The organism is Streptomyces sp. NPDC037242 (assembly GCF_055604165.1).
Map to the genome: position 1 here is coordinate 394,361 of NZ_JBVJUY010000002.1, position 13,835 is coordinate 408,195.

The 13,835-nt window shown below is 71.7% G+C and carries 9 protein-coding genes; 6 read left to right on the forward strand and 3 right to left on the reverse strand.

Annotation, left to right across the window (positions count from 1 at the left end):
- The first annotated feature begins 266 nt into the window (after positions 1-266).
- Positions 267-6,452 (forward strand): DNRLRE domain-containing protein, encoded by a 6,186-nt coding sequence (locus tag ACZ7GJ_RS04645; protein WP_470749366.1) that lies wholly within the window; start codon positions 267-269, stop codon positions 6,450-6,452.
- A 106-nt stretch (positions 6,453-6,558) separates the two neighbouring features.
- On the opposite strand, the gene ACZ7GJ_RS04650 is transcribed toward ACZ7GJ_RS04645, so the two are convergent.
- Both ACZ7GJ_RS04650 and ACZ7GJ_RS04655 read right to left on the reverse strand, forming a co-directional pair.
- Positions 6,559-6,975 carry an SHOCT domain-containing protein gene (locus ACZ7GJ_RS04650; RefSeq protein ID WP_470749367.1) on the reverse strand — a complete coding sequence of 139 codons (417 nt, stop codon included), beginning with the start codon at positions 6,973-6,975 and terminating at the stop codon, positions 6,559-6,561.
- Positions 6,975-7,364 (reverse strand): DUF6325 family protein, encoded by a 390-nt coding sequence (locus ACZ7GJ_RS04655; protein ID WP_470749369.1) that lies wholly within the window; start codon positions 7,362-7,364, stop codon positions 6,975-6,977. Before ACZ7GJ_RS04655 ends, ACZ7GJ_RS04650 begins: the two co-directional genes overlap by 1 nt.
- Before the next feature lie 117 nt (positions 7,365-7,481).
- Here ACZ7GJ_RS04655 and ACZ7GJ_RS04660 point away from each other — a divergent pair, with 117 nt between their 5' ends.
- Entirely contained in the window at positions 7,482-8,840 is a 1,359-nt protein-coding gene (locus ACZ7GJ_RS04660; RefSeq protein ID WP_470749649.1) for an FtsW/RodA/SpoVE family cell cycle protein, read from the forward strand.
- A complete protein-coding gene (locus tag ACZ7GJ_RS04665) occupies positions 8,837-10,312 on the forward strand; it encodes a penicillin-binding transpeptidase domain-containing protein (RefSeq protein WP_470749371.1) in 1,476 nt (491 codons plus the stop codon). Before ACZ7GJ_RS04660 ends, ACZ7GJ_RS04665 begins: the two co-directional genes overlap by 4 nt.
- A 73-nt stretch (positions 10,313-10,385) precedes the next feature.
- On the opposite strand, the gene ACZ7GJ_RS04670 is transcribed toward ACZ7GJ_RS04665, so the two are convergent.
- Positions 10,386-11,492 carry a ferritin-like domain-containing protein gene (locus ACZ7GJ_RS04670; RefSeq protein ID WP_470749373.1) on the reverse strand — a complete coding sequence of 369 codons (1,107 nt, stop codon included), beginning with the start codon at positions 11,490-11,492 and terminating at the stop codon, positions 10,386-10,388.
- A gap of 186 nt (positions 11,493-11,678) precedes the next feature.
- Between ACZ7GJ_RS04670 and ACZ7GJ_RS04675 the strand changes: the two genes are divergently transcribed.
- From ACZ7GJ_RS04675 to ACZ7GJ_RS04685, 3 genes are read left to right on the forward strand one after another with little or no spacing between them, the layout of a single operon-like run.
- On the forward strand, positions 11,679-12,626 hold the full coding sequence (locus ACZ7GJ_RS04675; protein WP_470749375.1) for an AurF N-oxygenase family protein: 948 nt from the start codon (positions 11,679-11,681) through the stop codon (positions 12,624-12,626).
- 29 nt (positions 12,627-12,655) lie between these two features.
- Positions 12,656-13,369, forward strand: a complete 714-nt coding sequence (locus ACZ7GJ_RS04680; protein WP_470749377.1) for a TetR/AcrR family transcriptional regulator — start codon at positions 12,656-12,658, stop codon at positions 13,367-13,369.
- 10 nt (positions 13,370-13,379) lie between these two features.
- Positions 13,380-13,643, forward strand: a complete 264-nt coding sequence (locus ACZ7GJ_RS04685) for a hypothetical protein (protein ID WP_470749379.1) — start codon at positions 13,380-13,382, stop codon at positions 13,641-13,643.
- Positions 13,644-13,835 lie beyond the last annotated feature (192 nt).

Below are 13,835 nucleotides of genomic sequence, written 5' to 3' on the forward strand. Positions count from 1 at the left end.
AAATCGCCCACCCGGGTCGGCCAGTCCCGGAGAGGTCACTCGCGTGGCGGCCCGCAGCCGCCCCGACAGGTCCATCCGGCATTCCGGAACGGTGCGTTCCGCATCGGGAGCCGGGCTGTTTGCGGCTCCGATCTTGAAGTGCGAGGATCGCCTCCGTTTTTCCTGCCCATGAGAAAGCGTGTTCGTTGAACAGATCTTCCATATCCCCGCCGGACGCGGATCATCCCCGCTCCGCAGCGGGAAGCTCGTCCCGGCGGATCAGAACGGTGGCCGCCGCAGCGGCCCTGGTCCTGGCCGCCAACACCGTGCTCATCGCGCAGGCGGCCACTGCCGCCCCGCCGGCCCCCAAGCCGGCCGCCGGGCCTTCGACCGGCCCGGCCGAGGCCAAGGACGCGGCCACCGCGCAGCTCCTCGCGCGCCTGCAGAAGCGCCCCATCGAAATCCTGGACGAGCGCACCGACTCGACGACCTCCTTCGCGGAGCCGAACGGCAGCACCTCGGTGCGGACGTACACCGGCCCCATCCGCGTCAAGGACGCCCAGGGCCGCTGGCAGCCGATCGACACCAGCCTCGTCGACGCCGGCGACGTCGTGCGCCCGAAGGCGGCCGCGGCCGATGTGGCGCTCTCGGACGGCGGTTCGGGCGAGCCCCTCGTCAAGGTGGGCCGTGCCGGCCAGACCCTGGGGATCGGCTGGCAGGACAAGCTGCCCGCGCCGCAGCTGAAGGGCTCGACGGCCACGTACAAGAACGCCGTCGCGGGCGGTGGCGACCTCGTCGTCACCGCTCTGAAGGAAGGTTTCTCTCACTCCGTCGTCCTCCACGAGGCGCCCAAGACGCCCGTGGAGTACCGGATACCGGTCGAGGCGAGCGGCCTGAAGCTCGCCGAGACGGCCGACAAGCGGCTGCGCTGGAACGACTCGGCCGACAAGGCCAAGGCGACCGCGCCCGCGCCGGTCATGTGGGACTCCTCCTACGACCGCGCCTCCGGCGACGCCGAGCACATAGCCCCGGTCGAGGTGGAGGTCGAGGAGGCCAAGGGCGGCAAGGGCCAGGTCCTGGTCCTCAAGCCGAGCCTGGAGTTCCTGAACGACCCCAAGCTCACCTACCCGGTGACGATCGACCCGACCGACTCGCTGATGGGCCCGGTCACCGACACCTGGATCCAGTACGACGACTACCTGACCTCCCAGCGCGGCTCGACCGAGCTGAAGGCCGGTACGTACAACGGCGCCGAGAAGGCCCGCTCGTTCCTCCAGTTCAACGTCGACAAGTACAAGGGCAAGCAGATCCTCGACACGGACCTGCGCCTGTACTCGTACTACTCCTCCACCTGCTCGACGGCCAACTCGGGCAACCAGGTGAGCCGGATCACAGCCGCCTGGGACCCGTCCGCGATCACCTGGTCCAACCAGCCCGCGACGACGACCGCCGGAGCGGTGACCTCCACAGCCGCCAAGGGCTACAGCTCCGCGTGCCCCGCCGGCCACGTCTCCTGGGACGTCGACGCGATCGTGCAGGCCTGGGCCGACGGCCAGCCGAACCACGGTGTCCGCATCGCGGCCGTGAACGAGAGCGACGCCCTCACCTGGCGCCGCTACCACTCGGCGAACCAGACCGACGGATCGCACAACGCGGCCTACGAGCCCTCGCTGACGGTCAACTACAACACCAAGCCCGGGCCGGCCACCCCCGTCTCGCCGCTGTCCGGAGCGGCCACGGCCGACACCACCCCGACGCTGACCGCCAAGGCGACCGACGCCGACGGCAACAGCGTCCAGCTCAGCTACGAGATCTGGACGCCGACGGGCACCACCGCCCTGCAGGCCGGCAAGTCCGCCTTCGCGGCCTCCGGCGTCGCCGCGCCGTGGACCCCCGCCACGGCACTCGCGCCGGGCAGCTACAAGTGGCGCGCGGCCGTCTACGACGGCACGACCTGGAACGGCACCTGGTCCGCCTGGCAGACCTTCACCGTCGACACGGCCAAGCCCGCGGGCACCGCGATCTCCTCGACGGCCTTCCCGGCCGGCCAGTGGTCCGGCACCGCGGACGCGAACGGCGACTTCTCCGGCTCCTTCACCTTCACCCCGCCCGCGAGCGATGTGAAGGACATCCAGTACCGGCTGGACTCCGGCGCCTGGGTGACCGTGGCGACGACCGGCGCGGCCGTCTCGAAGACGCTCACCTTCAAGTCCGGCCCGCACACCGTCACGGCGCACACCCGCGACGCGGCCGGCAACACCTCCGCCGACGTCACGCACGCCTTCTCGGCCGGCAAGGGCGCGGCGCTGACCGCTCCCGCCGAGGGCGACCGGCCCGCGCGCCGCGTCACCCTGCTGTCCGAGGGCAAGACCACCTACACGGGCGTGCGCTACCAGTACCGTCACGGCGAGACGGACACCTGGAAGGACGTGCCGGCGCCCAACGTCCGGCGCAGCTCCGACGGCACCGCCATCACCGGCTGGCCCGTCGCCGTCACCGGCGGCAAGCCCGCCTCCCTGTACTGGAACGTCACCGACACCCTGAGCAACGACGGCCCCGTCGACGTGCGGGCGGTCTTCACCGACGGCACGCTCTCGGACTCCTCCCCGGAGGCGACGGTCACCGTCGACCGCAACGCCGGCGAGGCCCCGACCACCTCGGTCGGCCCCGGTTCGCTCAACCTGCTCACCGGTGACTACCGCCTGAGCGCCAAGGACGTCTCCGCGTTCGAGGTGTCCGTCGCCCGTACCGCCTCCTCCCGGGCCAACCCGTCCGACTCCGAGGGCCAGGCGCAGATCTACGGTCCCGGCTGGGTCTCCTCGGTCGTCGCGCAGACCTCGGGCAGCGGCTACACCCAGCTCCGCAAGACCTCCGCGACCTCCGTGGAGATCCTCGACGCTGACGGTTCCTCCACCGCGTTCACCGCCACGGCGGGCGGCGGCTGGGCCGCCGAGACCGGGGCCGGCACGCTCACCCTGACCGGATCCCTCACCTCGGGCTCCTTCACCCTCCGCGACACCGGCGACGCCACGGTCAACGTCTTCACCAAGGCCGCCGCCGGAGCCACCACCTGGACCCTGGCCACCTCCGCGGCTGCCGTGGACGACTCCACGGTCACGCAGGTCTCGGAGACCGTGGTCGCGGGCACCGAAACGGTCGCGCGTCCGAAGTACCTGATCTCGCCCACCGAGGGCGTCACCGCGGCCACCTGCCAGACCACCCCCTCCACCCGGGGCTGCCGCGTGGTGGAGTTCGTCTACGCGACGGCCACCACCGCGACGGGCTGGTCCACGGCGGCCGAGTTCGGCGACTTCGCCGGACAGGTCCAGGAGATCAAGCTCTGGGCCACCGACCCCGGCGCGGGCACCGCCCGCTCCGAGGCCCTGTCGGTCTACCGCTACGACAAGAGCGGCCGGCTGCGCCAGCAGTGGAACCCCCACTACTCGCAGGCCACCCAGGTCCAGTACTCCTACGACGCCGGCAACCGGGTCTACTGGATGCAGCCCGGCAACGAGCTGGCGTGGAACTTCCACTACGGCAAGGCCGGCTCCTCCCTCACCGCCGGTGAGGGCATGCTCCTGAAGGTGACCCGCCCGACCCTCGCACAGGGCTCGGCGACCACCGTCTCGGGCGAGGCCGCCAGCACCGTCGTCTACGACGTGCCGCTGACCGGGGCCAAGGCCCCGTTCCAGATGGACGCCGCCGCGGTGGCCACCTGGGCCCAGAACGAGGTCCCGGCCGACGCGACGGCGGTCTTCCCGGCCGACGCCGTACCTGCCTCCTCGACGGGCGGTGACCTCACGGCCACCGCCTACGCCCGCGCGAGCCTGACGTACGTCGACGCCAACGGGCGGGAGACCAACACCTCCACCCCCGGCGGCGGTCTGACCACCACCGAGTACGACGCCTTCGCCAACCCGGTCGCCTCGCTGAGCGCCGCCAACCGCGAGCTGGCCCTGGGTACCGCCCCGACCGCCGCGGCCACGCTCTCCGAGCTCGGCCTGAGCGCGCTGTCCACGGCCGAGCGCGCCGAGCGCCTGGCCGAGACGAGCGTCTACTCGCAGGACGGCCAGCGCCTCCTCGACAGCTACGGCCCGCTCCACCAGGCCGTCCTCATCGGCGACGTGGCCGCCTCGGGCGCCAACCCGGCCCTGCCCGCAGGAGCCCTGGTCCCCGTACGCCGCCACACCGCGAACAAGTACGACGAGGGCCGGCCCGCCGGCGCCGAGGTGTCCGGCCAGGTCACCTCCAGCGTGACCGGCGCGGCGATCGACGGGTACCCCCAGGACGCGGACGGCCGCACCACGGTCACCACGTACAACTGGGCCACCGGCGAGGAGCTCACCACCAAGGACGGCCAGGGCGCGCAGCTGGCCAACACCCGCTCCACCTACCGGGCGGACGGCCGCCTGGCCACCACCAGCGTCGCCGCCTCCAACGGCAGTGACGCGGGCACGCTCCTGTACACCTACTACACGGCGACGGGCAGCGGCGACTGCGCCGCCCGCCCGGAGTGGGCCGGCCTGCTCTGCAGGACGAACCCCGCCGCGGCGGTGACCGGGGGCGGCTCCAACCCCGCCGAGCTGGCCACGACCACGTACCAGTACAACCGCTGGGGCGGGGTGGCCGTCACGGCCAAGACGGCCAACGGCACCACCGTCACCAGCACCATCACCTACGACGACGCCGGTCGCCGTGCCAAGTCCTCCGCGAGCGGCGGCCCGGGCACCGCGGTGTCGGACACCGTGTTCACCTACGACTCGGAGACCGGCAAGACCAAGTCCCAGACGTCCAACGGGCAGACCGTGAGCTACGCCCACGACGCCCTCGGCCGTCTCATCTCCTACACGGACGGGTCCGGCAACACGACCCGTAGCGAGTACGACAACCTGGACCGGCCGGTGAAGTCCTCGGACTCCACCTCCGCCTCCACCACCTTCGGCTACAACGCCGCGGGTGACCTGGGCACCCTGACCGACTCCGTCGCGGGCACGTTCACCGCCGCGTACGACGTCGAGGGCCGGCTCGTCTCGCAGAGCCTGCCCGGCGGCTACCAGCTCAAGCTCGGCGCCGACACCACGGGCCGGGTGACCTCGCGCCAGTACACCGACTCCGCCGGTGTGATCGCGCTGGCCGACGTCGCCGAGTACCACATCACCGGGCGCCAGTCCGGCCACACCCAGACCGACGGCGCCACGGTCGCCAGCGGATTCCGCTACGACACCACCGGGCGCCTGACCCAGGTCACGGACTCCGCCACCGCCGGCTGCACCGTGCGCGGCTACGCGTTCGACGCCAACGGCAACCGCACCTCGAAGTCGCAGGCGACCGACGACTGCGACCCGGGCACCGCCGACGCGGTCACCGGGACGCAGGCCTACACGTACGACAGCGCGGACCGGCTGACGGGCCGCACGTACGACGCCCTCGGCCGCACCACGGCCAACGGCGGCGTGCAGCTGGAGTACTTCGCGGGTGACGTGCTGCGCTCCGAGACGGTGGGCACGCAGCGCCGGATCTGGGACCTGGACGCCGCCGGCCGCACCGCCGTCGCCACCACCCAGGCGCAGGGCACCGACGGCACCTGGAGCACGACGGGTAAGACGACGCAGCACTACGGTGACGAGTCGAGCAGCCCGGACTGGCTCACGGAGGCCGACGGCAGCATCACCCGTTTCGTCAACGACCTCGCCGGCGGGCTGGGTGCCACCACGGCCCAGACGGGCGGTGTGGTCCTGCAGTTCGCGAACCTGCGCGGTGACGTATCCGTGCGGCTCGACCTGACCGACCCGGCGGCTTCGGTCGTCCAGCGCTACGACGAGTACGGCGTGCCGCTCGACGACACCGGCGCCGCCCGCTACGGCTGGAAGGGCTCCGCGCAGGTTTCGAGCGAGACGCTCAGCGGCCTGGCGCTCACCGGTTCCCGCGTCTACGAGCCGGCCACCGGCCGGTTCCTGCAGTCCGACCCGAAGTACGCGGGCGGCTCCAACGCGTACGGCTACTGCAGCGGCGACCCCGTCGGCTGCAGTGACATCAGCGGCCAGGCCAGCTACTACCGGTACTACGACCTGGGCAAGACCGGCGCGTCCGACAAGTCGGTGTTCAAGTACTGGAAGAACCACTTCAAGGCGGTCTTCCCGATCCCGGGCCGCCCGAACAAGATCACGCACGAGGGCCAGGACTTCACGCTCCGGCCGGTGATCCACGGCATCTCGATGTACTTCCCGGTGAACGTGAACAGCATCGGCAAGAGCTACCTCCAGCTGGGCGCGCGGTTCGGGCACCCGGACTGGCCGGGCGGCTGGATCGGCTTCGACATCTACAAGTCGAAGGGCCGCATGAAGCTGGAGGTCCGGGGCTACCTGGGCGGAGCCGCGGCCATCTGCGGCCGCAGCTGCAGCGAGAGCCAGGCCAAGGGCTACTGGGACAAGCTGGGCAAGAACCTCAGGAGCGTGGTGCGCAACAAGTTCTGAGCACCGATGACACGGCGTTGAACCCCTTCGGCTTCAGCGCCGTGGCACCGGTGTCGTAGTGGAGCCCGGGCCGTCCTTCCTCCGGGGAAGGGGCCCGGGCTTCGCGTCATCCGCGCAGCAGCCGGGCCTTGGCCGCGGTGAACTCCTCCGGGGTGAGCAGGCCCTCGCGGGCCAGGTCCGCGAGCCGGGTGAGCTCCGAGACCAGGCCCGCCGGGGGAGCGGCGGCGGCCGGCGGCGGTTCCTGCGGGAAGCGGCGGCCCGGCGGCCACGGCTCGTGTTCGGGCTCCTGCTCGCGTTCCGGTTCCCGGTCCGGTTCCTGGTCCGGTTCCTGGTCCGGTTCCTGGTCCGGCTCCGGTTCCGGCTCCCAGTCCGCCGCGCCCGAGTCCTGCGCGGCCCTCACCGCCCGGCCCAGCAGGCCCCGCGGCGGGGGTCCCGCCGCGCGGGACAGCAGGCCCTGGAGCAGCGGGTGGCCCCCCGGGCGGTTCGCCGCCCGGACCGTGACCCCGACCGGCCGGATGAACATCAGGCCACCCCCACCCGCTCCGCCGGGATGCGGACCGAGCCCACGATCCGCCCGCCCGCCGCCCGTACGGCGACGGCCGCGTCCTCGGCCCACACGTGTTCGACCACCAGCAGCAGCGCGCAGTTCCCCCGGTCCAGCAGCTCGGCTGCCTCCCGTACGTCCTCGGGCCCGATCAGCCGGGCGACGTCACGGCCCGTCAGCAGGCCCTGGAGCTCGATGAACTCGTCGAACTCCGCCGCCAGCACCTCCCCCGAGGCGGTCTTCGTCGCCACGAGCCCGTCGATGAGCCGTACGACCCCGGTCTTGCGCAATCCCATCACCGCCTCGACCGCCGGCACCCGCAGCTGCTCCTCCGGAAAGGCCAGGACGATGAACTCCACAGGTCCCATGGGGCGAGACTCCCGATTCCCTACTTCACATCCGACCGGTTCTGACGACTCTTCGGCACACTATGACATAACCGGACATACGGCCCGCCTGCTTGCTACGTTTCCCGTATGACCGCTCTGACGGCAAAGGTGGCGGACCCCGCCCCGCCACCCCGAGACGCCGGCGCCCCCAAGGGCCGCGGCGTCGAGCTGTCGCTCCTCGCCGGCGCTGTCCTGATCGCCGTCCTCGGCCACCTCTACGTCGGCCTCGCCACCACCGGCCGCATCCCGGACGCCGCCGCCTCCTACGCCGGCGGACTCGCCGCCGCGGCGCTGGGCGCGCACCTCGCCGTCCGGCTGCGCGCCCCGTACGCCGATCCGCTCCTGCTCCCGATCGCGGTGCTGCTCAACGGCCTCGGCCTCGTCCTCATCCAGCGCCTCGACGCGACCACCCCGGGCCACCTCACCGCCGGGGACCAGCTGCGCTGGTCCGCCCTCGGGCTGGCGCTGTTCGTCCTCGTCGTCGCCGCGCTGCGCGACCACCGCGAACTCCAGCGCTACGCCTACCTCTCCGTGGCGGCCGCCCTCGTGCTGATGCTCGTGCCCGTCTTCTTCCCGGCGGTCAACGGAGCCCACATCTGGATCCGGTTCGCCGGACTCTCCTTCCAGCCGGGAGAGTTCGCCAAGATCCTGCTCGCCGTGTTCTTCGCCGCCTACCTCGCCGCGAACCGCACCGCGCTCGCGCTCACCGGCCGCCGGCTGTTCTGGAAGCTGAAGCTGCTGCCCGGCCGCGTCCTCGGCCCGATCCTCGCGATCTGGCTGCTCAGCGTCGGCGTCCTCGTCCTGGAGCGCGACCTCGGCACCTCGCTGCTCTTCTTCGGACTGTTCGTGATCATGCTGTTCACCGCCACCGGGCGGATCGGCTGGATCGCGATCGGGCTGCTGCTCGCCGCCGTGGGCGCGTACGCCGTCGGCACCTTCGAACCGCACGTGCACAGCCGCGTCGACGACTGGCTGAATCCTTTCGCCTCCATCGAGCGCGGCCAGGGCCCCGGCCAGCTCGCCCAGTCCCTCTTCGCCTTCGGTGCCGGCGGACTCCTCGGCGCCGGACTCGGCCACGGCCAGTCCTTCCTCATCGGCTTCGCCGCCAAATCGGACTTCATCCTCGCCACCGCCGGCGAGGAGCTCGGCCTCGTGGGCCTCACCGCGATCCTGCTCCTCTACGGGCTCCTCGTCTCCCGGGGCTTCCGCACCGGGCTCGCGCTCCGCGACCCCTTCGGCCGGCTGCTGGCCACCGGGCTCGCCTCGATCATCGCGCTCCAGGTGTTCGTCATCGCGGGCGGCGTCACCGGGCTGATCCCGCTCACCGGCATGGCCATGCCCTTCCTGGCCCAGGGCGGCTCCTCCGTCGTCACCAACTGGATCATCGTCGCCCTGCTGATCCGGCTCAGCGACAGCGCCCGCAGGCCCCGGCCCGCAGAGGGGGCGGCCGCATGATCCGCTACATCCGGTGGTGCGCGTACTTCTGCGCCCTGCTGCTCGTCGCCCTGCTGGTCAACGTCGCCCGCGTGCAGGTCTGGGAGGCCGCCGCATACGGCGCCAACCCGGCCAACAAACGCCCCGCCGTCGAGCGCTACGCCGAGCCCCGCGGCGACATCCTGGTCGACGGCCGGCCCGTCACCGGCTCCCGCGACAGCCGCCAACTGCTGCGCTACGAGCGGACGTACAAGAACGGCCCGCTCTACGCCCCGGTCACCGGCTTCTCCTCGCAGACCTACGGGACCAGCTTCCTGGAGCGCGCCGAGGACGGGATCCTCGCCGGCACCGATCCCGGGCTCTCCGCCTTCCCGCTCTGGTACGAGCTGTCGCGCGGCCGCCCCGGCGGCGGGAACGCCGTCACCACGGTCCGGGCCGGCATGCAACTGGCCGCGTACACGGGGCTCGCGGGCAAGCGGGGCGCGGTGGCGGCCGTCGAGCCGGCGACCGGCAGGATCCTCGCGCTGGTCAGCAGCCCCTCCTACGACCCGGCGCTGCTGTCCGGCACCGGCTCCGGCGTCAAGGCGGCCTGGGAGCGGCTGAACGCGGACCCGGCCAGGCCGATGCTGAACCGGGCGCTGCGCGAGACGTACCCGCCCGGCTCCACCTTCAAGATCGTGACGGCGGCGGCCGCCCTGGACGCGGGCGTGGTCAGCGACGTCGACGCGCCGACGCAGACCCCCGATCCCTACCCGCTGCCCGGCACCAGCACCCTGCTTCCGAACGCGGGCACCGGCTGCCAGGACGCCTCGATGGCGGACGCGGTGCAGTGGTCCTGCAACACGGTGATGGCGAAGATCGGCGTACAGGTCGGCCTGCGCGGGATGGTGGAGGCGGCGCGCCGGTTCGGCTTCAACGACGGCGGGCTGCGGGTGCCGTCCTGGGTGTCGCGGTCGAACTTCGACACCGACATGAGCCCGGACCAGCTGGCCCTGTCCTCGATCGGCCAGTTCAACACCACGGCCACCCCGCTGCAGATGGCGATGGTGGCGGCGGCCGTGGCGAACGGCGGGGAGGTCAAGTCGCCGCACCTGGTGGACCGTACGACGCAGGACGACGGCGACCAGGTCCGCCGCTCCGACCAGCGCACCCTCGGCCGGGCCATGAACCCGGCCACCGCGATGCGGCTCCAGGACCTGATGGTGCGGGTGGTGGAGAACGGCACGGGGCGCAACGCGGCCATCCCCGGTGCACTGGTGGGCGGCAAGACCGGCACCGCCCAGCACGGGGTCGGCAACGCGGGCACCCCGTACGCCTGGTTCATCGCCTGGGCGAAGGCCGAGGGGGCACCGCTGCCGGCCGTCGCGGTGGCGGTGGTCGTCGAGGACGCGGCGGCCGACCGCAGGGACATCAGCGGCAACAGCGCGGCCGCGCCGATCGCACGGGCGGTGATGGAGGCCGCGCTGTACGGGCCCGGGCCGTCGGCCCCGTGAGACACCCCCCAGGTCGTGTCGTCAAAGTCCCGTCCGGCCGGCCGGGCGGCCGGCGCCACTTTGACGACACTCCTTAGGCCCCGGCGCCCTCGGCGATGGCCGCACGGACCTCGGCCACCCGCTCGGCCTCCTCGGTCGCGAAGCGCTCGCGGTCCAGGGCCTCGGCGATCTCCTCGTCCTGGCTCATGAGCAGGTCGAGGTTGGAGTCGCCCATGTCGAAGACGCCCATCTCCACGTACGCCTTCTGCAGCCGCTCCCCCCACAGCCCGATGTCCTTCACGCACGGCACGATCCGGCTGAACAGCAGCTTGCGGAACAGGTGCAGGAACTCCGACTCCTCGCTGAACCGCTCCGCCTCCTGCCGCGGTATGCCGAAGTTCTCCAGCACCTCCACCCCGCGCAGCCGGTCGCGCATCAGGTAGCAGCCCTCGATCACGAACTCCTCGCGCTCGCGCAGCTCGGCGTCCGTCAACTGCTTGTAGTAGTCCCGCAGCGCCATCCGCCCGAACGCCACGTGACGGGCCTCGTCCTGCATCACGTACGCGAGGATCTGCTTCGGCAGCGGTTTGTCGGTCGTGTCGCGGATCATCCCGAAGGCGGCCAGCGCCAGTCCCTCGATGAGCACCTGCATGCCCAGGTACGGCATGTCCCAGCGGGAGTCGCGCAGGGTGTCGCCGAGCAGTCCCCGGAGGCTGTCGTTGATCGGGTAGAGCATCCCGACCTTCTCGTGCAGGAAGCGCCCGAAGATCTCGGCGTGCCGGGCCTCGTCCATGGTCTGCGTGGCGGAGTAGAACTTCGCGTCCAGGTCGGGCACCGACTCGACGATGCGCGCGGCGCACACCATCGCGCCCTGTTCGCCGTGCAGGAACTGGCTGAAGTTCCAGGCGGCGTAGTGCCGGCGCAGCTCGCCCTTGTCCTTCTCGGTGAACTTGGCCCAGTGCCGGGTGCCGTAGAGGGTCAGTGCCTCGTCAGGGGTGCCGAGAGGGTCGTACGGGTCCACCTCCAGGTCCCATGCGATGCGCTTGGCGCCGTCCCACTGCTTGTCCTTGCCCTTCTGGTAGAGGGCGAGCAGCCGCTCGCGGCCCCCGTCGTACTCCCAGCTGAAGCGGGCAGAACCGGACGCGGGGACGGGCCAGACGCCCTCGCCCGGGTCGTTGGTGTAGAGCTCGTGCGTCGACACTGACGCCCCCTCGTCTCACGTACTTCCCTACAGGACTGGACTGTTGGCAGTGTCACGCGTTGGTAGACGCGCGGTCAACAAGTCGTGCGCGGGGGATTGACGGTCTTGCTGACAAGCAGTCTCATAACAGGTGACCGCTGGTAACCCCGGCCGAATCCCCCAGACGAATGGGCGAGGTGCCCCGCCATGACGACCACGACCGACCGCAGCACCGGCACGGATCGCCGGGTCCTGCAGGACGCGCTCGGCCTCCTCAAGGACCGCGAACAGATCGCAGAACGACTGCTCGAATCCTCGGCCAAGCACTCCTTCGACCCCGACAAGGAACTCGACTGGGACGCCCCCACGATCGAGGGCAAGTACTACTGGCCGCCCGAGCTGCTCTCCCTCTACGGCACCCCGCTCTGGAAGAAGATGGGCGAGGAGCAGCGCATCGACCTCTCCCGCCACGAGGCGGCGGCGCTCGGCTCGCTCGGCATCTGGTTCGAGATCATCCTCATGCAGCTGCTGGTCCGGCACATCTACGACAAGTCCCTGACCAGCAATCACGTCCGCTACGCACTCACCGAGATCGCCGACGAGTGCCGCCACTCGATGATGTTCGCCCGCATGATCCAGAAGGGCGGCGCCCCCGCCTACCCGGTCTCGCGCACCAACCACAACCTCGCCCGGGTGCTGAAGACCATCTCCACCACCCCGGGCTCCTTCGCCTGCACCCTGCTCGGCGAGGAGATCCTCGACTGGATGCAGCGCCTCACCTTCCCGGACGAGCGCATCCAGCCCCTCGTACGCGGCGTGACCCGCATCCACGTCATCGAGGAGGCCCGGCACGTCCGCTACGCCCGCGAGGAACTGCGCCGCCAGATGCTCACCGCCCCGCGCTGGGAGCAGGAGCTCACGCGCATCAGCTGCGGCGAGGCCGCCCGCGTCTTCTCCCTCGCCTTCGTCAACCCGGCCGTCTACGACAACGTCGGCCTCGACCGGCGCGAGGCGCTCGCCCAGGTCAAGGCGAGCGGCCACCGCCGGGAAGTGATGCAGACCGGCGCGAAGCGGCTCACGGACTTCCTCGACGACATAGGCGTCCTGCGCGGGGTCGGCCGCAAGCTGTGGAAGAGCTCGGGACTCCTGGCCTGAGGCGATGGCCTTGGGGCTACCCTGCGGACATGACCGTACCCGCGTACCGCAGGCTGAGCGTCGAGGAGCGGCGGGCCCAGCTCCTCGACGCGGCCCTGTCGCTGTTCGCGCACCGGGCGCCGGAGGAGGTCTCGCTCGACGACGTCGCCGAGGCCGCCGGGGTCTCGCGCCCGCTGGTCTACCGCTACTTCCCGGGCGGCAAGCAGCAGCTCTACGAAGCCGCCCTGCGCTCGGCGGCCGACCTGCTCGAACTCTGCTTCGCGGAACCCCAGGAGGGCCCGCTGACCCAGCGGCTGTCCCGCGCCCTGGACCGCTACCTCGCCTTCGTCGACGAGCACGACGCGGGATTCGCCGCGCTGCTCCAGGGCGGCAGCGTCGTCGAGACCTCCCGTACGACGGCCACGGTCGACGGCATCCGCCGCGCGGCGGCCGAGCAGATCCTCCTCCACCTGTCCGTGCCCGCGCCGGGGCCGCGGCTGCGGATGATGGTGCGCACCTGGATCACGGCGGTCGAGGCGGCCTCGCTCGTCTGGATCGACGAGGGCAAACAGCCGCAGGTCTCGTCGCTCCGCGACTGGCTGCTGGACCAGTTCATCGCCCTGCTGACGGCCACCGCGGCCACGGACCCCGAAACGGCGGCCGCCGCGCGGGCCGCGCTCGCGATGGAATCCGCGGACGGGCCGGTCGGCGTGCTCGCCCGGCGCGTGATCCCGGTGGTCTCCGAGGCGGCGCACCTGCTGTGACACTGGTGGGGTGAAAAGCGAACCCACCCCCTTCGAGGGCGGCCCGATGGACGGCCGGGTCCTGCCGATCCTCCTCGGTCCGACCGGTCATCCCCCGAAGTGGTACGAGATCCCGGTCCCGGCGGCGGACGGGGGGCCGCCGACGGTACTGCTCTACGAGCGGGTCCCGGCGGGGTATTCGAAGCGGCTCGGTCTCCAGAAGGGCTGGAAGTACGCGTACTCCCGGTCCGGGGTGAGGCCGAGGCCGCGGTGGCCTTGGACGAAGCCTTCCTGACGCGTCCCTCGCACCGCTTCGCGGGCTTCGGCCCGCTGCGCCGGACTCCGTCCGTCGGGGTGCGGGGCGGGGCCGGGGGCGCGGGCTGCCGCTGCGCGGAGCGGTCCCCTACCCTCCCCCAGACTCCGTCCGAGGGGACCCCCGGTTCCACCGTTCCCCGGGCTCTGCCCCGACCCGGTCCTCAAACACCGG